Origin of the sequence: Ruegeria sp. HKCCSA071 (genome assembly GCF_017872555.1) — a bacterium.
In the GTDB taxonomy this organism is placed as follows: Bacteria; Pseudomonadota; Alphaproteobacteria; order Rhodobacterales; family Rhodobacteraceae; genus Ruegeria.
Genome location: NZ_JAEDOX010000012.1, coordinates 1 through 19441, shown reverse-complemented (window position 1 = coordinate 19441; position 19441 = coordinate 1). Strand labels below are relative to the sequence as shown.

Annotated in this window: 19 protein-coding genes; 5 read left to right on the top strand and 14 right to left on the bottom strand. The window is 55.2% G+C overall.

All coding sequences use genetic code 11. The annotated features are described in order from the left end of the window. Window positions 1-25: 25 nt before the first annotated feature. The 7 genes from soxB to I9188_RS17015 all read right to left on the bottom strand — a co-directional run bounded on the left by soxB (window position 26) and on the right by I9188_RS17015 (window position 5495). Window positions 26-1723 carry a thiosulfohydrolase SoxB gene (gene soxB / locus I9188_RS17045; protein WP_209507505.1) on the bottom strand — a complete coding sequence of 566 codons (1698 nt, stop codon included), beginning with the start codon at window positions 1721-1723 and terminating at the stop codon, window positions 26-28. Window positions 1724-1810: 87 nt separating this feature from the next. Beyond that, on the bottom strand, window positions 1811-2656 hold the full coding sequence (gene soxA / locus I9188_RS17040; RefSeq protein ID WP_209507504.1) for a sulfur oxidation c-type cytochrome SoxA: 846 nt from the start codon (window positions 2654-2656) through the stop codon (window positions 1811-1813). A gap of 70 nt (window positions 2657-2726) precedes the next feature. After that, entirely contained in the window at window positions 2727-3056 is a 330-nt protein-coding gene (gene soxZ / locus I9188_RS17035) for a thiosulfate oxidation carrier complex protein SoxZ (RefSeq protein ID WP_209507503.1), read from the bottom strand. A gap of 34 nt (window positions 3057-3090) precedes the next feature. After that, a complete protein-coding gene (gene soxY, locus I9188_RS17030; protein WP_209507502.1) occupies window positions 3091-3507 on the bottom strand; it encodes a thiosulfate oxidation carrier protein SoxY in 417 nt (138 codons plus the stop codon). A gap of 46 nt (window positions 3508-3553) precedes the next feature. Continuing rightward, the gene (gene soxX / locus I9188_RS17025) at window positions 3554-4030 is read right to left on the bottom strand and encodes a sulfur oxidation c-type cytochrome SoxX (RefSeq protein ID WP_209507501.1); all 477 of its coding nucleotides are present in this window, start codon (window positions 4028-4030) and stop codon (window positions 3554-3556) included. Window positions 4031-4161: 131 nt separating this feature from the next. Then, window positions 4162-4740, bottom strand: a complete 579-nt coding sequence (locus tag I9188_RS17020; RefSeq protein ID WP_209507500.1) for a thioredoxin family protein — start codon at window positions 4738-4740, stop codon at window positions 4162-4164. Between the two features lie 14 nt (window positions 4741-4754). Next, window positions 4755-5495, bottom strand: coding sequence for a cytochrome c biogenesis protein CcdA (locus I9188_RS17015; protein ID WP_209507499.1), 741 nt, complete (start codon window positions 5493-5495; stop codon window positions 4755-4757). Window positions 5496-5575: 80 nt separating this feature from the next. Here I9188_RS17015 and I9188_RS17010 point away from each other — a divergent pair, with 80 nt between their 5' ends. The 3 genes from I9188_RS17010 to I9188_RS17000 are packed head-to-tail and all read left to right on the top strand — an operon-like array spanning window position 5576 to window position 7463. Beyond that, window positions 5576-5950, top strand: a complete 375-nt coding sequence (locus I9188_RS17010; protein ID WP_209507498.1) for a hypothetical protein — start codon at window positions 5576-5578, stop codon at window positions 5948-5950. A 52-nt stretch (window positions 5951-6002) separates the two neighbouring features. Further along, entirely contained in the window at window positions 6003-6359 is a 357-nt protein-coding gene (locus I9188_RS17005; protein ID WP_209507497.1) for a metalloregulator ArsR/SmtB family transcription factor, read from the top strand. 42 nt (window positions 6360-6401) lie between these two features. Further along, entirely contained in the window at window positions 6402-7463 is a 1062-nt protein-coding gene (locus I9188_RS17000) for a YeeE/YedE family protein (protein ID WP_209507496.1), read from the top strand. Window positions 7464-7555: 92 nt separating this feature from the next. Here the strand turns inward: I9188_RS17000 and I9188_RS16995 are convergent, their stop codons facing one another. From I9188_RS16995 to I9188_RS16970, 6 genes are all read right to left on the bottom strand, one after another. Then, the gene (locus I9188_RS16995; RefSeq protein ID WP_209507495.1) at window positions 7556-9361 is read right to left on the bottom strand and encodes an ABC transporter ATP-binding protein; all 1806 of its coding nucleotides are present in this window, start codon (window positions 9359-9361) and stop codon (window positions 7556-7558) included. A gap of 1 nt (window position 9362) precedes the next feature. Further along, on the bottom strand, window positions 9363-10292 hold the full coding sequence (locus I9188_RS16990; protein WP_209507494.1) for an ABC transporter permease subunit: 930 nt from the start codon (window positions 10290-10292) through the stop codon (window positions 9363-9365). 10 nt (window positions 10293-10302) lie between these two features. Continuing rightward, complete coding sequence (gene oppB, locus I9188_RS16985; RefSeq protein ID WP_209507493.1) at window positions 10303-11226, bottom strand: oligopeptide ABC transporter permease OppB; 924 nt, start codon at window positions 11224-11226, stop codon at window positions 10303-10305. 66 nt (window positions 11227-11292) lie between these two features. Beyond that, complete coding sequence (locus I9188_RS16980) at window positions 11293-12921, bottom strand: peptide ABC transporter substrate-binding protein (protein WP_209507492.1); 1629 nt, start codon at window positions 12919-12921, stop codon at window positions 11293-11295. A 444-nt stretch (window positions 12922-13365) separates the two neighbouring features. Next, the gene (locus tag I9188_RS16975) at window positions 13366-14505 is read right to left on the bottom strand and encodes an aminotransferase class I/II-fold pyridoxal phosphate-dependent enzyme (protein ID WP_209507491.1); all 1140 of its coding nucleotides are present in this window, start codon (window positions 14503-14505) and stop codon (window positions 13366-13368) included. 121 nt (window positions 14506-14626) lie between these two features. Further along, window positions 14627-15388, bottom strand: coding sequence for a DnaA N-terminal domain-containing protein (locus I9188_RS16970; protein ID WP_245223748.1), 762 nt, complete (start codon window positions 15386-15388; stop codon window positions 14627-14629). 391 nt (window positions 15389-15779) lie between these two features. Here I9188_RS16970 and I9188_RS16965 point away from each other — a divergent pair, with 391 nt between their 5' ends. Beyond that, complete coding sequence (locus I9188_RS16965; RefSeq protein ID WP_209507489.1) at window positions 15780-17087, top strand: AAA family ATPase; 1308 nt, start codon at window positions 15780-15782, stop codon at window positions 17085-17087. Further along, window positions 17084-18193, top strand: a complete 1110-nt coding sequence (locus I9188_RS16960; RefSeq protein ID WP_209507488.1) for a ParB N-terminal domain-containing protein — start codon at window positions 17084-17086, stop codon at window positions 18191-18193. Before I9188_RS16965 ends, I9188_RS16960 begins: the two co-directional genes overlap by 4 nt. Window positions 18194-18906: 713 nt before the next feature. Here the strand turns inward: I9188_RS16960 and I9188_RS16955 are convergent. Then, the gene (locus I9188_RS16955; protein WP_245220692.1) at window positions 18907-19086 is read right to left on the bottom strand and encodes a hypothetical protein; all 180 of its coding nucleotides are present in this window, start codon (window positions 19084-19086) and stop codon (window positions 18907-18909) included. Between the last annotated feature and the right edge of the window lie 355 nt (window positions 19087-19441).

Genomic DNA, 19441 nt, shown 5'->3' with positions numbered 1-19441 from the left:
AATGTTTGACATTCGGTTCGCGCTGTCAGGCTCCGATCACCTCGACCGATGTATTCGGCTCGACGGTGACGGTGCCCTGATTACGAATGTGGTTTTCGACGACATCCCAGATGGGCGGGCCTTCGGTGCCCTCGTTGACGCTGGCCCAACCGGCCACAACATAGGATTTCTCCGGATCAATCGCCTCACCCGTCTTGAGCAGGGTCATGTCGCTGATCCGCTGCCCTTGCGGTTTGGTAACATCGATACGGTACCCAAGGCCGCCGACACGCACCATGTCGCCACCCTGCTGGTAATAGGGATCGGGGTTGAACAGGTTGTCGCCAACATCCTCGAGGATCACGTGAATGAATTCACCCGTCATTTCCGTACGATACGCATTCGGATAGGACATCGAAGTGACGTTCCAGATATCCTCACGCGTGATCTCCTGACCGGGCAGGATCGACGGACCCCAGCGCACACCCGGCGACATGGCAATGTCTGCCTCGCGCTCGCTGATCAGTGCATCGCAGATCAGATCGTCCCACGTGCCATTGAAGTTTCCGCGCCGATAAAGCAGCGAGTCCGTCTTGCCGATCACTTCGCTTAGTGCCGCATCATATGGTGCACGCTGTTCGTTGATCAGGGCCGTGAGTGCCGGATCAGGTGCGATGACGTCTGAAAAGATCGGGATCAGCTTGTGCTTCAGCCCCATCATCTGGCCATCCCGCACGTCCAGATCAACGCGGCTGACGAATTTGCCATTCGAGCCGGACGCGATAATATGCGTCTTTTCGACCAGAACCGGTTCAGGCAAAGCGTCATGGGTGTGACCGCTCAGGATTACGTCAATCCCTTGAACACGGCTCGCCATTTTTTTGTCCACGTCAAAGCCGTTATGGCTGAGGACGACGACCACATCGGCACCTGCGTCGCGCACCTCGTCCACCATGGCCTGCATGTTCTCATCCCGGATCCCGAACGAGTACTCCGGGAACATCCAACTGGGGTTGGCAATTGGCATATAGGGGAAAGCCTGTCCGATGACGGCAACCTTGGCCCCGCCGCGTTCGAAGAACTTGTAGGGCTTGAAAAGCTCCGCAGGTTCATCCCATTCCGCGTCAAAGATATTCTGACCCAGCGCCGCAAAAGGCATACCCTCAACGATCTCGTTGACCCGCTCGCTGCCCAACGTGAACTCCCAATGGAATGTCATCGCATCGGGCTTGAGTGCATTCATCACGTTGACCATGTCCTGACCCGCTGTCTGATAGCAGGTATACGAGCCATGCCAGGTGTCGCCCCCATCCAGCAACAACGCATCTGGCCGGTCGGCACGGATGGCGTTGATAACGGTCGAGACCCGGTCAAGCCCTCCGACGCGGCCATAGGTCTTCGCCAATGCAGCAAAGTCATTGTAAGTCAGCGCATAGGCGGACGGGCTGCCATCTTCGATCCCGTAAGCCTTGCGAAATGCGGCCCCCGTCACATGCGGCATTTGCCCGCGCGCGTCTCCGATGCCCAGGTTGACCTCGGGCTCGCGGAAGTAAATCGGTTTGAGCTGCGCGTGGATATCCGTGATATGAATCAGGCTGATATTTCCGAAGGTCTCAAATTCCAGCAACTGGTCCTGGGTCAGGCTTTGCTGGGCCGCCAGCCTTGCCCAGTTCCCGAAACCGGATGCCCCGTACAGCGCTGAGGCCGCCATGGAGACCTGTAGAAAATCACGTCGCGATATCATCTGTTGGCTTTCTTATTTCACATATAAATGTGTGAATGTGGCAGAAATGAAAAACCCGCGCCCGGAAATCCTGGCGCGGGTTCTTTGTTACTGACGCACGGCCGGCGTTTCGACCGAAAGGCCGTTGCCGCGCGACGCTACATAAAGCTCCAGTGCCCGGAATTCGTCGGAACCTTCGGCAAAGGTTTCAGCGCGTGTATCACGAATACAGCCGCGGAAGCGGTTGTGACGCGAGATCAGCTTGGCCTGCTTCAGACGATAAGTCGGGAAACCGTTGATCATCCCCTGGCTCAGATGGTCGGCCCGGATCATGTTGCCCCAATTGTCTTCGTGACAGTTGGCGCAGCTCAACTCCAGCTGACCATATCGGGTGTAGTACATTTCCTTGCCCTGCTCCCAATATGGAGCAGCATCGCCGTCAATGGCGACATTCATGGGCAGCCCTCGTGACTGAAAGGCAATCAGCGCGACCATGCCCTGCATATCGGCACCAGACCATTTCCACGCATCTGCTTCCATGCGTTCCGTACGGCACTTGTTGATAAGATCTTCCATCACAACCAGCTTGCCGGTTTCCGCATCGACCTTCGGCATGGACGCTTGCAGCCCTTTGAAGCTTTCCACATCATCGTGGCACGAAGAGCAACTTTTGCCAGCGGCGCCATCGACAGCCTCATAAAGATCAGCGGCCTGGTCGACAAAGATCATAGCCGGGTTGTCGAAATCGTCGATCTGCAACGCCTGCGTTTCATCGGTCCTGAAATGCCACCCCGAGTAGATCGTATCGAAGTTCTCGACATGGGCCGGGGCCTCGGTCACCGAAACCATTTCCAGTTCTTCGTTGATCACCAGCTTGTCTTCGTCAGGTCCAGCTGCCACTGAAACCGGGAAAGCCAGAACTGCCGCGATCGCCGTGAGTGCTTTTTTATTCATTGCGTTCCTCCCTTGGGTGATCAGCGCAGGTTTTAACCACCGGCGCTGATCTGCCGTTACGGTCGAGCCGTCAGGCGATCTCGATCGGTTTTTTTGTGTCGTAAACGGACCCGTCATCGTCATACCACGTGAAAACGAATTCCCCGGCTTCAGGCACGGTTGCATCGAACTGAAAATACGGGTTTGTCGAAATCGCCGGCTCCATCGTCACGTCTATCACCAGTTCTCCGTTAAACTCGCAGGTGAACCGATTGATGATCGAACGCGGTATGACGTTGCCTTCCTTATCCTTACGCTGGCCACTTTCCATATTGTGGCTGATCAGCGTTTTGATCGTGATTGCTTCGCCAGCAGCGGCTGTTTTTGGAACCTTGACGCGGGGTTTTACACCGGATGCCATTGGTTGTTCTCCTGTTCTTCAGGGCGCGTGGCGATCAGCCGCCGCAGCCGCCAATTGTCACTTTTACGGTTGCCGAAGCTTTGGCAAAGCTACCATCAGCCATTTTGGCCACAGCAATGACATCTTGCGTTCCTGCAAGACGAATGCGGGTCGAAGCCGCCTGCGCAGCAGCCAGCGGGCCAAAGTTGAACGTGGCAACGCCGGGCTCGGGGTTTCCAGCCGCTACGATCAGAATTGCTGCCGCACCCGGCGCGCTGACTTCGATCGGAACGGTATTTCCGTTCTCGGCAATTTCCGGCGCCGTCAGCGTCACACCGCCGTCGGCCATGTCTGCACCGCCAGTAAACGCGGCTATCGCGTCTTCCGCAGCCGCATTTGCGCGGAACGGCATCAGGGTCAGGACCGCAGCGCCCAGACCAAGAGCCAGAGTCTCGCGACGAGAAAATTCCATTTTCAATCTCCTTTGGATCCTCACGAATTCACGCCTGAAAGCGTGATTATTGTTCTTTAAGAGTTGCCAGGAACGCGACGACGTCCTCAATTTCCTGTGCAGTCAGGATTGACGTCAAAGGCCCTGATGGGGCTTTGCCCGTATAGGCGTCGCCCGGGCGGATATAGCCGTCATCCTTGTAGAAAGCCGGCATGACCGTTCCGTCAAACGTCATCTTGGCATTTGCGACCAGTCCTCGAAGCTCCGCCTCGGACCACCGATCCCCGGCCCCATCCAACAGCGGACCGACTTCGCCATGGAACGGAATATCCGCCAAAGCCGTGACCTGATGACAGGCCACACAGTTGCCCTTGGATTTCTCGCCCACGATGACCGCACCGTTTGCCGCATCGCCGGCGACGCCGGTCAATGAAGCCTCGATCGCACCATAATCGTCGAACTGTACGTCTTTTGGTCCTGTTTCTGCCGCGATGGCGGCACTGCCTGTTATGATACAAGCCAAAGTCAAGTGTCTCAGCTTCATGATCCCTCCCATTTGCTACCGCGCCGATGGCGCTTTGCGACCCAAAGCCTCTGTGTACCGTAGTCGACGGGCAGGGTTCATCGCAACATTAAATTCATCTTAATGAATTTTTTTATTTATATTGCAACACGTCAATCTTGCGAAACATTGTTTCTCTCTTGAATGCGGCGCGCGTGATACCGTTGAAAATCTTCCCCGTTATCAAGCTCGTACCGTTTTTCATTGACCCAGGTAAAAAGATCGAGGGTCGTTCCCTTCGAGAACGCCCCGGGCATGACCGCAACGGCCGCTTCGATTGCTGTGGCATCCTCTGACACGTCCTCCGGTAAGAAAACCAATGTAGGGGTGAACAGAATCCCCCATTTGCGCATTAGTGATCTTTGCTCGGCTTCTTCTCCGTCAAAATCGGTGGCCATCGTACTTCCGTGTAAGTCCAGCTGAACGACAAAGAAGTTCTCCTCGATATACGCAGACAGGTCGGGTTGCGGGAAAACCTCTTCATGCATCTTTTTGCAGTAGATGCAGCCCTGTTGTTCAATGAACAGAACCAGCCGCTTGCCTTCCCCCCTCGCTTCTTCAAGGTCTTCACGAAGGTCTTTGAACGTGTCTCGCATCCACGGCGTTTTATGCAGACCGTCATCCCCCAGTTCAGTTGCGTAAACCGCCCCAGCAAACAGCCCTGCAATCAAGAACAATACTATCCGTTTCATGGTGTTCTCCCGAATTAGCCAATGGCCGCCAGCCAAGGCATGTGATCCAGCATCCATTGTGCGATTAGATTTATGGAATTGGTCGCGATCAGGATGCCAAAAAGAATCAGCAAGACACCCATCGCCTTTTCAATCATTCCCAGATGTTTCCGGAAACGTGCCATCCATTGCATGAAGGGCCGAACCAGAAAGGCTGCCAGAACAAACGGCGCTGTCATGCCAACCCCATAGACGAACAAAAGCACGGCACCGCGCCAGGCGGTCTCGGTTCCAGCCGCCGTGAACAGGATCGCCGCCAAAACCGGCCCGACGCAAGGCGTCCAGCCAAAGGCAAAAGCCAGCCCCAGAACATATGCCCCGATCACGCTTACATTTCTCGTCTCACCGATGTCTGCGCGAAACTGCCGATACAGGAAGCCGATACGGAAAAGACCCAGAAAATGCAGGCCCATCGCGATGATGATGAGCGCAGCGATCCATCGCAGAATGTCGAAATACGCACGAACCAGCTGACCGAAGATCGACGCCGTGGCCCCAAGCGCCATGAAGACCGTGATGATCCCGGCGGCAAAAGCTATCGCTGACAGGGTCGCCCGGCGGCGAACATCCGGGGTGATCGTCGAACCGGCCGAAATCTGCTCCATCCCGACGCCCGCCAGATAGCTGAGGTAGAACGGGACAATGGGCAGAATGCAGGGGGACAGGAAAGACAAAAACCCCGCGATCAGAGCCCCTGCAACCGTGATGTCGAGCATGGTCAAATCCGTCCTGACAGGTTACTATTCACACATTCAAAATAGTAAAGATGTGTCACCCAGGTCAATCGGAGCTTTTGATGCGCCACGTGTTGCAGACATTATTCGTAGTCACACTGCTGGCCTGGCCTGCTGCGTCGCGGGCCGAAATGGTATTGCTGATGGCCGAAGAAGACGGGTGCATGTGGTGCGCCCGCTGGGACGCCGAAATATCCGGGATCTACCCGCTGACAGCCGAAGGTAAAGCTGCCCCATTGCAACGAACGGATATCCACGCAACCACGCCCGAAGGGATTACCCTGGATCGGCCCCTTTTCTATACGCCGACCTTTGTATTGCTGGAGGACGGTCAAGAAATCGGCCGGATCGAAGGTTATCCTGGCGAAGACTTTTTCTGGGGGCTATTGGGTGTTTTACTACGCGACGCCGGAGTTAAGATCGAGAGCTCTGGTTAAATCCTCGGGATTTACATATACTGTTTTGAATACGTGAAGCCACGAAAGCGAGATGATCTTGTTGGACAAACCGTCGAAACTGCCCGTGTTCACCAAGGACATGTGCAACGAGGACTTGGACAGGATGATGGATAACGCCCAGACGGCGTCCAATTTCCTCAAGGCGATCAGCCATGAGGGGCGGCTGATGATTCTGTGCTATTTGTCATCTGGAGAAAAATCCGTCACGCAGATGGAGGAAATGCTGTCGGCCAGGCAGGCTGCCGTTTCCCAACAATTGTCCCGCTTGCGCTTTGAAGGGCTGGTCAAGACACGGCGCGAAGGCAAAACGATCTATTACAGATTGGCGGACGACCGGTCGACTCAGATCCTGGAAGTCGTCTACAATCTTTTCTGTCGGGACAAGTAGAAGCCCGAAAGAAACACCGCCAGCTTTGGGAGGAGACTGGCCATGTTCGAACTTCTGGGAGACGCCAATACAGTTGCGCTGATCGGTCTGGTCGGCGGCATTGTACTTGGTCTTGCTGCGCGCATCGGGCGGTTCTGTACCTTGGGTGCAATAGAAGATTATCTTTATGCAAATGACGACCGGCGCCTGCGTATGTGGGCCGTTGCGATTGGTGTTGCGATTGTCGGCAGCCATCTGGGAATGGCGTTGGGTGGGATTGACCCGCTCGGCACGACCTATATTGCGCAGACATGGAATCCGATCGGATCGGTTATTGGCGGATTGATGTTCGGATATGGCATGGCCATCAGCGGAAACTGCGGCTATGGCGCGCTTGCACGCCTTGGCGGCGGCGATCTTCGGTCATTCGTCATTGTCCTGATCGTGGGCCTTTCCGCATATGTGGTCATGTCCGGTCCTCTGGCCTATGTCAGGATCTGGCTTTTTCCCGAAGCCATGGATCTCGGTAACCCACAAAGCGTCAGCTACCTAGCCGAACGGCTGACGTCGATACCGGCATGGGTTACAGGAACGCTTGTCGGCTCGGCCATAGTAGTGTTTGCCCTGACAAATGACCGTTTTCGTAAATCACCTGCGCAGGTTTTTTGGGGTGCGGCGGTCGGATTGGCAGTCGTTTCAGGCTGGCTTGGCACCAATTGGGTAGCCACACACGGGTTTGACGGTGAGACCTTGCAAACACACACGTTTGCCGCGCCTTTGGGTGATACCGTGTTCTATCTCATGACCGCCTCAGGCAACACGCTCTCGTTTGCGGTCGGTTCGGTTTCAGGGGTTCTGATTGGGGCTTTCCTCGGATCATGGTCAAAAGGTCATTTCCGCTGGGAAGCCTGCGAAGATCCACGTGAGCTTAAGCGGCAGATGCTGGGAGCGGCAATAATGGGACCCGGAGCAATAATTGCGGTTGGATGCAGCGTCGGGCAAGGCATCTCCGCTTTTTCTCTGCTGGCCTATAGCGCGCCTATAACCTTTGCGGCGATCTTTGCCGGAGCAGCTCTTGGCCTGCGACAGCTTGTGTCAGGATTGTCTTTCATTCCCGAGCGTTAAGCCCCACCACACGCTACGGTTTCTTCGTACAGTCCCTGCGCAGGTTTTCGGCGCATGCTTCAAGCACCGAAAACCTGCAGCAGACCTTTCTCTCAGCCATTGGCCATGATGGAATCCAGTGTGTCGTGTTCCGCTACAAAATGGTCTGGTGCGACTTCCTGCAGCTTTGGAACATAATCACTGTGACCGTTAACCAGTCGGCTGGGCAAAAAACGCAACGCGGCTTTGGGATCCAACGGCGATGGCAGCTCACCCGGCAGTTTGAGGCGCTGCCGCGTCCGCTCTACATCCGGGTCTGGTATCGGCACGGCCGAGATCAGTGATTTGGTATAGGGATGGATCGGTTCCGAGCAGATCACCTCACCATCACCCATTTCCACAATTCGCCCGAGATACAGAACCATGATCCGGTTCGATACCGCGCGCACCACGGACAAGTCATGGCTGATGAAAATCATCGACAGGCCAAATTCCTGCTGAAGTTCCTTTAGCAGCTCGACAATCTGCGCCTGAATGGAAACGTCGAGCGCTGAAACCGCCTCGTCGCAGATAATCAGCCTGGGCTTGTTGATCATCGCCCGCGCAATGCCGACGCGCTGGTTCTGCCCTCCGGACAGCTCGTGCGGGTAACGGTTGATCATGTTGGCCTGCAGACCAACCCGTTCCATCATCGCGGCGACCATCTGCTTGCGTTCCCGGTCCGTCAGATCGGGGCGGTAGGTTTTCAGCGGCTCAGCAATCGACGCTGAAATCGTCATGCGTGGATCAAGACTGGCCAACGGGTCTTGGAACACGATCTGCAGGTCCTTGCGGTACTTGTTCAGCTCGGATCGCTTCAAGCCGACGATCGGATGGCCTAACCAGCTGACACCCCCCGCGCTGGGTTCGATCAGTTGCAAAACCGCGCGCGCCAGTGTCGATTTTCCGCAACCGGATTCGCCCACGACACCCAGAGTTTCGCCCTTGCGAATATCAAAGCTGACACCATCGACAGCTTTCAGCGGAACCTTGCGCCCGAACAACCCGCCAGAGACATGAATGGGGAAATGAACTTTGACGTCATCGACCTTGAGAAGGGGTTCTTCGGCCTTTTCCAAAGCACGCGGCGCGTCGCCGGCATCAATCCGGGGCATCGCCTCCAGCAAGGCCCGCGTGTATTCGTGTTGCGGATTTCGGAACAGCGCGCGTGTTTCGCCGGCTTCGACGAATTGACCCATGCGCATGACCTGAACCCGGTCGCACATGCGCGCAACAACGCCCATGTCATGCGTGATCAGTGCAATCGCGGTTCCCTCATCCTTTTGCAGGTGAACCATCAGATCGAGGATGTCTGCCTGAACAGTGACATCCAGCGCCGTCGTCGGCTCGTCCGCAATAAGCAGTTTGGGACTGCACAGCATCGACATCGCAATCATAACACGCTGTCGCATTCCGCCGGATAATTCGTGCGGGTACTGGTCCAGACGGCGGCCCGCTTCGGGAATGCGCACCCTGTCCAACCACTCCAGACAGCGTGCGCGCGCGGCTGACCCCTTCAGGCCCTCGTGGACCTGCAGCACTTCGCGCATCTGCTGCCCAATCTTCAGATGTGGCGTCAAAGCGGTCAGAGGATCCTGAAAGATCATGCCGACATCATCGCCGCGGATCTGGTTCAGCTTGTTCACCGGCAGGTTCAAAATCTCCTGACCGTTCAGCTTGGCTGACCCGCTGGCATGTCCGGCAGGGGGCAGCAAACCCATTGCGGCCATGAAGGTCTGACTTTTGCCGGATCCACTTTCACCGACGATGCCAAGGCATTCGCCCGGATTGATATCAAAACTGATGCCTTTGACCGCCTCGACGACACCATCGGGGGTGTCAAACCGGACGCTCAGGTTCTTTACGGAAAACAGACTCATATCAGCGGTCCTTCGGGTCCAAAGCGTCACGCAGACCATCGCCGATGAAGAACATCGTGATGATAATGGCGACATAGAATGTCAGTGGGAACATCAATTGCCACAGCGTTCCATAGCCCATGGTTCCCGCCCCTTCTGCGATCAGCCTTCCCAGCGACGTGTAAGGTTCGGAGATCCCCAGTCCCAGGAATGAGATGAAGCTTTCGGTCAGGATCATCTCGGGCACCAGAAGCGACGCATAGACGATCACGACACCCAGCAGATTGGGCAAAATATGGCGGTACATGATCGTGAATTCACTGACGCCTGCGGCGCGAGCAGCCTCGATGAATTCGCGGTTCTTCAGGGCAAGCGTCTGCCCGCGCACAATGCGTGACATGGTCAGCCATCCAACCGCGCCCAGTGCGATGAAAAGCGTGAAGAAGGATCGCCCGGCAACAACCAGCAGAAGGATGATGATCAGAGTTGTCGGGATAGCCAGAAGGATGTCGACGAAACGCATCATCGCACCATCCGTCCGCCCCCCAAAGTACCCGGCAGTAATGCCATAACACGTTCCAACGATCAGAGCGGTCGCCGCCCCGATCAACCCAACAAGCAAGGACGTCGTGGTTGCCTGAATGACGCGGCTGTACAAATCGCGCCCAAGATCATCGACACCGAAATAGTGACCCGTTTCCATCGACGGCATTCCCATACCCCGGACATCGCCCATGACATTCCAGTCGATCTCTTCATTGCTCCAGACGGCAAAATACGGGCCTATGATCGTGAACAACACGATAAGCAGCAGAATGAACACACTGGCCATTGCCGCTTTGTTTCGTACAAAGCGCATACGCGCATCCTGCCAGAGAGAACGTCCCTGAACGGCTGTATAATCGGTGATTTCTTCGGCCAGATGCGCGGCTTTTTGTGATTTTCCTAGCATATCCAGCCCCTCAATAGCGGATCTTCGGATCGAACCAGGCATAGGCCAGATCGGTCAGCAGGTTTACCAGAACGGTCAGAACGCCATAGAGGATCGTTACCCCAAGCAGCACGGCATAGTCGCGTGACAAGGCCGAGCCGACATATGCCTGCCCCAGACCACCGGTCGAGAAATAGATGTCAACAAAGACGGACCCGGTCAGCACATAGACAAACACCGGCCCCAGATAAGATACGACCGGCAGCAATGTCGGCTTCATCGCATGGCGCCAGATCACGGTTCTAGTCGGCAGGCCCTTGGCACGGGCGGTTCTGATGAAGTTCGAATTCAGAACCTCCAGCATTGAAGACCGGGTGATCCGCGCAATCGACCCCATGTAAGATGTCGCAAGGGCGATAACCGGCATGATCAGATAGGGCCACTGACCACCATTCCACCCGCCGCCGGGCAACCATCCCAGCCACAGGGTGAAGGTCAGGATCAGGATCGGACCCATGATGAAGTTGGGCAGCGCCTGCGCTGCAATCCCCAGCCCAACCGCAAAGTAGTCGATCCAGCTGTTGTGCCGGATTGCGGCGGCAATCCCCAGTCCGATGCCCACCACTGTGGCGACCAGAAAGGACAAAGACCCATAGGTCAGTGAGATCGGAAAGCCCTGCGCGATGATGTCGTTCACATCGCGGTCCTTGAACTTGAAGGACGGGCCAAAGTCGAAATGCACAACGATATTGTACAGATAGTCCCAGAGTTGCTTCCACAACGGCTGGTCCAAACCGTACCGCGCCTCGATATTGGCCAGAACCTGCGGCGGCAATGTCCGTTCCGAGGTAAAGGGCCCACCGGGCGCATAGTGCATCAAAAAGAAACAGGCGACGATCAGCAGCAGGATCGTCGGTATGGCGGTCAGCACCCGCCGAATGACATAGGCAAGCATTCAATGCCCCCAATAGATGGCGCTGCCCCGAAGAAAACTTCGGGGCAGGTCATGGTCAGAAGATGATTACTCGGCGATTTTGTAGAGGTTCTTGGAGTACCAGTTTTGCTCTACGTTTTTGACCGGCCAGTTTCCGACATCGCTGTCCATCATGTAGACACCGGCATAGTGGTAGATCGGAATAACGGGGGTTTCCTGAGCGATAATACGCTCGACCTCGGTGTACAGCGGTGCCGGATCGTCCGAAGTTTTGGCTTCGGCCAGCAACTCGTCCACGCGGGCATTGTTATACTTGCCGTCGTTGTAGCCCGAATCCGACTGCAACAGGTCAAGGAAGGTCGAGGCTTCGTTATAGTCGCCGCACCACGCGCCGCGGGCCAGATCAAAGTTCTGGTTGCCCCGCTCTTCCAGAAAGACTTTCCATTCCATGTTGGCCAGTTCAACATTGGCGCCCAGTTTTTGCTTCCACATCTGGCTCAGCGCGACGGCAACTTTCTTGTGGGCTTCCGAAGTGTTGTAGACCATCGAGAAGGTCAAAGGATTATCCGCGCCAAAGCCGGCCTCGGCCAGCAGTTCCTTGGCCAGCTCGTCGCGCTCTGCCTGGCTCATCGATGCCATTTCCACGACCGGAACCGTAAAGCCTGCGGTTGCTTCTGGAACGAATGTATATGCGGGCGGCTCGCCACCGGCCTTGATGTTCTTGGTGATGATGTCCCGGTCAACGGCTAGCGACAGTGCCTGGCGAACTTTGGGATCCTTGAATTCTTCAGGGCCGCTGTCAGACACGTTAAACGTGTAGTAGTAGTTGCACAGGCGCGGGAAGCTGATGGCCTCATCAGGATGCTCTTCCTGCAGACGCGGGAATTGACCGGCGGGAACTTCGGTCCGGTCCAGTTCACCGGCCAGATAGCGGGTCAGGGCTACGTTTTCGTCATTGATGACCAGTGCCACAACCTTGTCGATGATGGTGTTGTCATTGTCCCAGTACATCTCGTTGCGCTCACGTACCGAACGTTCCTGCGGCAGGTGCTCTGTCAGAACATACGCGCCATTCGACACGATGTTTCCGGGCTTGGTCCATTCATCGCCAAATTCCGCGATCACCTTCTGAGGTGCCGGGAAGGTCGTCGAATGCGTTGTCATCTGCGGGAAATACGGCAGCGGCGCGCTCAGCGTGACTTCCAGGGTCGTGTCATCGATGGCTTTGACACCCAGATCATCAACCGGCTTTTCGCCTGCGATGATCGCTGATGCGTTTTCGATCGACATCAGCTCCATGAACCACGCGTAAGGAGAGGACAGCGCCGGATCAACCGCGCGTTTCCATGCGAAAACGAAATCTCCGGCGGTTACCGGGTCGCCATTCGACCATTTAGCATTGTCGCGAAGTGTGAAGGTATAGACTTTCTTGCTGTCATCGACGGTGTAGCCTGTGGCGACGCCCGGAACCAGATTGCCATCCTCATCCTGGTTCATCAGCCCTTCAAACAGGTCACGTACAATTTCAGCACCGGAAACGTCTTCGACAACCTGCGGATCGACCGAGCTGTGCTCATCCAGAATGCGGTAGGTAAAGGTTTGGTCGTCTGCCAGCGCTTCGCCGGTTTCAGGATGCGTGCCTGCAGCAAATGCAGCACCAGTGATCATGGTCGAAGATAAAAGCCCCGCCACTGAGTTTCGAATGAATCTGTTCATGTTTTCTCTCCCATATGTTCGTCGCCGCGCGGCCCCACTTGATCGGGAACGCACACAGCAGCCAGATTAGACCGACGCCCGCTGAGACTTCGTTCATTTCGATTTTGATTTTGCCAAGTCGCAAAGAACACTGCGTCGCAGCTTTCTTGGTTTCTATCGGTAAAGAAGTTGCGAAAGTTGTCTTTCACTGCCGCGAAGCGTGACATCTTTTGGCTTGGGGATAAAGCCTTGATGAATTTTCAAGCAACCATAAGCAGAAATATCTCCAACGACTTGGTGCCGGCAATTATCTAAGGATTGGACCAGTCTTCGTGACATTTTTGTGAAGCCACGCGGATTCCGAACCATCCTCCATGCCCGATTGGCGACTCATTCCGGTCTCAGACAAGCCAAAACGGCGCGAATCAGCGGCGCCGTTTTAACGATCCTGCGATCCGTTAACCGTCACGCGTGGTTTAGAATATCACCGGTCAGATCGTTGAGCCTTGCCAGCCCCTCTCGCAAGTGGTCTTCCGGCAGGGCGGAGCTGAACCGAAAGTGGTTTTCGACCCCGAACCGTGAGCCGGGAATGACCAGCACATCTTTCTCGCGCAACAGACGCAAACCCAGTTCTTCCGATGCGATGGGAAGGTTGAACCGGACAAAAGACATGGCTGAGGCCTGAGGCGGTACAACAGAAAACACACCTTGGTGTCGCGCCAATTCCTGTGTCAGCACATCGAACCCGGTGCGTATCAGACGCCGCGCACGGGCTTTCAGCTTGGACCGTGCCGGTTCGGCAAGTGCCTTATCCGCCAGTTCCATTGACAGCATCGACGCCGCGATCGACGCGTATTCATGCCGCCGCCAGCATTCTTGAATGGTGTCTTCTGGACCAACCAGCCAACCCAGCCGTAAGCCCGGCAAGCCATAGGCCTTTGACATGGAGTTCACCACCAGCACCCGATCTGTGCTGCCCCAGAATGACGGTGTTTCAATGTCCCCTTCCCGCTCGGTCCCGGCATAGACCTCATCGACGACGATCCAGGCACCAACACGATTGGCGGCCGCTATGATGTGCGCTCGATCGATGTCGCTCAACACCCGGCCCGTCGGGTTGTTGGGATTGACCACATGAATGATACGCGTCTTGTCATCGACAGCACGGTCCAGCGCTTCGGCATCGATGCCCCAACCGTTGGCCTCAACCAGATTGACCCAACGCACCTCGTTCCCACGATTGACGGCATTTCCCGAAATCTGCTCGTATGTCGGGCGAAAACACACAACGTTTTCCCCGGCCCCCAGTACGGTATTGGCTACCAGCGTATTGGCTTCCGTTGCTCCGACCGTAACCATGACTCCATCGGACGACGCGCCCGGATAAAACCCGGCAATGGTTTCGCGCAAGGATTGCTTTCCGTTGACTTGCGGATAGTCGATCATGGTCGCCAGTAGTTGATCCAGATCGATTTCGGCCAGATCCACCAACCCCTTCAACGACATGGGGTGCACGCCACTTTCCGAAAAATTGTAAACCACGCCATGTTCCATGTCAGACAAGAATTGTTCGACCTTAAAGGGAAGAAAATTCTCGGATACCATGATGCGTCCTTTACGTGGGCCGGGCTGGTCAATACCGGCGTACCGGCTTCGGTTGGGTACTCGTATCTGTTTCCCCGGTCAATTGAACGAGGAGATCCCACTGGTTACACAGCGAAGACAGTTATTCCGCAGCGTCCACGCGAACCGTCCTGATGCCCGAATCAATACGGCTGTAGGCAGCCAACAGTCGCGCCGACCACTTTTGCGAAATATAATCGGCCATGAATCGTGACGGCGCGACAAGAACAACACGCCCCCCTGCCCTTTCAGCTTCGGACAGATGTTGAAACCAGCTTGCCCACAACTCCGGGTCACGCCCGTGAAGAATCGCCTGAACCTGGGACCACACATCCCCTTCGGTACTTTCCGGGGCATTTGGTTTGGTCGCGAAAGGTATGACATTCGTTTCGGGTTCTGGCACGTCAGACATCCGGGCTTGAAAGTCCGATCCGATAACAGGCCACACCTCTTCGGTGTCAATCAGGATTTGCTTCAGATCGATCTCGTAAACGGCAACACGACCCCGCGCAGCGGGCCGTTTTACTGTTACCCAACCTAATGTGCGAAATCTGGCCATTTCGCGCTTTACGGTTCTTTCGTTTACTGTCCACAGGCGCGCAATTTCTTCCCGCCCAATGGATAATTCGTTGTTGCGCCAGTTATAGCGGGTTGTAATCAACGCAATGATACGCAGAATACTTCGTTGCCGGTGCTTGTCGCCTGACAGCGCATGAACGGTCAGTGCAGACAGTATATCATATTTCAAAGCCGGCGCATTTCGCCCGACCGGTTTCGCAAGCTGCATACCCGTTCTCACCGCTCTGTCTGCCTCTGGCGGGTGTATCCCACCGATCTTGCGCCGTTTGCCAACGCTTTTCGTCATCTTGGGATAATTAGCGTCCAAAGCTTCGATTCTGTCAAGCAAAGACTGGAACGTCGTGCGATCTTGCGCAGATCAAACCCAAATAAGGAAAAGAAATTTGGTGAAGTAATGGTGATGGGGGACATTCTGTATGACCCCTTATTGGGTCGTTGTGTCCCCCTATATGTGGTTATTTGCTCCGAACCGTCCCCCTAAATACTCGCCTGATAAGGCTGTCCTAGACTTTTTGCACCGACTGGGCCCGACGAATCGCTGAGGGTGTTTTCAGGCCTTGTTTTCTTACCCGTGGGTAAGATCGTAGTCTCATCATAATTTGTTTTGCTAAAAGCGCAAATCAAGCGTAAATAAGAAACGAGCAGAAATTTACGTTCCAAAATACGAGACCCGAGGCATGTACACGCACGAAGACCTTAACGCATTGCGCAATCAGTCCCTCAAATTGCAGGGGTGGATTCGCCAGCAGACCTTTAGCCCTGAGATGGAGAAAACGCTACGCCGGTTTTCCAGCTGGGAAGTGTCCGAACTGATCTTCCGGGTTAACCAGTCGACCTTTCGCGGAAAGCTTGCAGCCGACCCATCCCTGCCCGGCGGCGAGGTTGAGCCCGACGGGCGTCAGCGCTGGTTCAGCCTGGAAGAGGTGAATGAGTTGCGGCGACGGCTCAAAATTAATCGCAAGTCCCTGATGCCCCCTCGCCCAGAAGGCAAGCGTGCTATTCGTGCGGCTGTCGCAAACTTCAAGGGTGGCGCGGGAAAGTCGACCGTGGCCCTGCATCTTGCCCATGCGGCCGCCCTGGATGGATACAGGGTCCTCGTGGTGGATTTCGACCCTCAGGCAACACTAAGCCATTCGATGGGCCTGACAGACGTGACCGAGGACTATACGGTTTGGGGGATCATGGCGCGCGATCTCATTCGTGAGACAGAGCGTATGAACAACCGCCCCGCTGCTGCAGAATCAGGAACCGCCCTGCCCCGCCGGGAATTGCCGCCCGCGATAACGGACATGGGCCTTGGTGACCTGCGAATTGGTGATTTCATCAAGAAGACCTCGTGGTCGACGATCGATGCGATACCTTCCTGTGCGAACGCAGCCTTTGTTGAATTTGCGTCGGCCCAGTACAGGCACCTGAATCCCGAATGGTCCTTCTTTGCGGCTGTGTCCCGGTATCTGGATCAGGTTCCGGATGACGCCTATGACCTCATCCTGTTCGATTGCCCGCCCGCAATCGGATACCAGTCCATGAACGCGGTCTTTGCCGCTGACTTGCTTTATATCCCTTCTGGGCCCGGATATTGGGAATATGACTCGACCACGTCGTTCATCGGCCAGTTGGCCGAAGCGTTGGAAGATCTGGCCTATGGGTTCGACAAAACCTTACCCACGGGTAAGATTGGGTTGCCCAAAACCTTCTGTGAGTTGCGGTTCCTGTTGACGCGGTATGAACCGGGCAATGCGCTGCATCTGGCGATGTTTGATGCCTTTAAGAAGGTATTTGGCGAGCATGTCGCCCAGCACCCGGTGGAAATGACCCGTGCGGTGGAGCAGTCGGGACGATTCCTGAGTTCGGTTTACGAAATGGATTACCGTGAGATGACCCGCGAAACCTGGCGGCGCGCCCGCTCGACTTTCGACAATGTGTATGAGGAATTCCGGGGTGTAATGTTATCGGCCTGGGACAAGGTGGAGGATGACGCATGAGCCGCAAGCGAAGAATGTTCGATATCGACATACCGGCTATGGATGACATTCCTGTTGGAAAGGTGCCGGATAAGGTTTTTGAAAAACGGCGCGGTCCAATGGCCGCAGCAATTTCGGAAAATGCCGACGCTTTGCGTGATCAGCAATCGACGGAACAATCCATCCGCGCAGAAAACGATCGTCTTGCCCATGAACTGGTGCGGCTGAGAGCCGAAGGTCTGGTGACAGAACGGGTGCTGCTTAAAGACGTTGTCACGGAAAAACTGACACGAGACCGCAAACCGGGTCCTGATCCGGAACTGGATGAACTCAAGGATTCGATCCGGGACATCGGTTTGTCCAACCCGATCCGCCTAGAGCGCAGGTCAGACGGGCTGTATGAATTGATCCAGGGTATGCGCCGCTTGTCCGCCTATCGTGCCTTGTACGATGAGACCGGTGACGAGACCTATGCCAGAATTCCAGCGGGGATTTCTGATGCGGGTGATCTGGATAACAGTTACCGGCGTATGGTCGACGAGAACCTGATCCGAAGGGATATCTCATTTGCGGAAATGGGCGCCCTTGCCCGGGCATATTCCGAGGACCCTGCAAATGACTGTCCGGATGTCGACAAAGCGGTCTCCACGCTGTTTAAGTCTGCCAGCTACACAAAGCGTAGCTATATCCGGTCTTTCGCCAGTTTGCTGTTGATGCTGGACAAAGTTCTGATCCACCCGAACGACATTCCACGAAACGTGGGTGTTGAGCTGAAGCGAAAATTTGACGCCACGCCAGGTCTGGTTCGGCAGGTAAGCGAAACACTGAAGAGCGAGCCTGATCGGGATGGCGCGCGTGAGGTTGCAATTCTCAGGTCATTTTTGGGTGAGCTGGAAACCACGTCTTCAAGAAAGTCGGATGCAGTCAGCACAGGTAAACCGCGCCGTGCAAAAACGACATTTCAAGTTTCGGGCAGGGCAGGGATCGCGAAATGCGCTGCCTCTAGTGGGAGGATCGAGGTGCGGTATGATCTGGATTTTACCCGCGTTGATCGCAGTAAGCTGGAAGCAGCAATTGCCGCTCTGATCGATGCGCTTCCCGAAGAAGATGATCTTACCCATGGGTAAGATCCAGTGGTGTGTTGCGGATTTTTGTCTGGTTTGAGAAATGTCCAGGAACCAGCGTTTGGTTCCTGCGCACAGTTCTTTGGGGTGTTTCAGCTTGGTTCGCTCTGAAAGTCGGTCATGTCTCCAAGGATGCAGTATTCTACGCTGCGTGTCGCTATCTGCGTTGCGCAAGTTGCATCGGGATTTGAAAGAGATCATAGCCGAATACCTCGTGCAGAAGGACCACGCATCTTTCAATATGCGTGTTGTGAAATACCCACTTATTATCGCAGCAAGAGCAGAAACGAAGAAGCGCGTTCACTAAGTTCCTGGCGCGTGTACGAACATATGTTTTTGGAAAATGGATGTATCTCGATCGGAGACCACCCGGATTAGAAGACGCCTTGACTTTAGCAGTCTGAGCGCGGGAGGCGCTCAGCAGCAACCGGTTTCATTGCCAAGACACCTTCTTCAAACGAAGTTTTGGACAAGGTTGTGGGCAAGAGCAAAGCAAACGCGGCAGATAATGAGGCAGTGAACAAGACACTGAGACGGATTGGTTGCTTAGCCAAATTACAACGAACAAGTCCAAGTTTATGAACAACATGATCAAACAGGATCACCAATGTATCGAACGCCGCATCCGGTAAATCTTCAGGTACAAATCGTTCAGACCCACTTTGACGACTCTGAATGGGGCCGAGTTTGCGAACATATCCAGAAGCTGCAACTCTCTAGTCCAGCGTTGCACCAAACAGCACGACTTTCCCCGCGCTGACATAGAGCAGGTCGCGCTCATAAGCGCGCAGCGTATTGGCTGGCGTGCCGCGCACATAAAGATCGGTGAGCGCCTCCTGATCTTCTGCGGAGAGGGCTGGGGAGGGGCTGGGGAGGTAAGGCGCAAGAGGCTTCATGAGGCACATTCTGTGCGCATTTTCCGGCGAAATCAATCATGATAAGGGATACTTATCGAGTATGATGATAGATTTTAGATGATCGAAAAGTAACGATCAAAAAAGGAGGATTTTGCGCGTAAAGCGGGTAGGGGGCTGCCAGGGGTAGTTTGCGGTACGTGGCGAAATGAAACACTGAGGACTTACGGCAAAGCCGATCCTAAGTGATTCTCAGCCACGAGTTAGGGTCAGGACCCATTGATTTCCGCATTGCGGCGTGATTCACGGTTCGAAAAACGAGCGGTGACCATGTCTGATCTTTTCTGGCTGACGGATGCGCAGATGGCGCGTCTTGAGCCCTTCTTCCCCAAGTCTC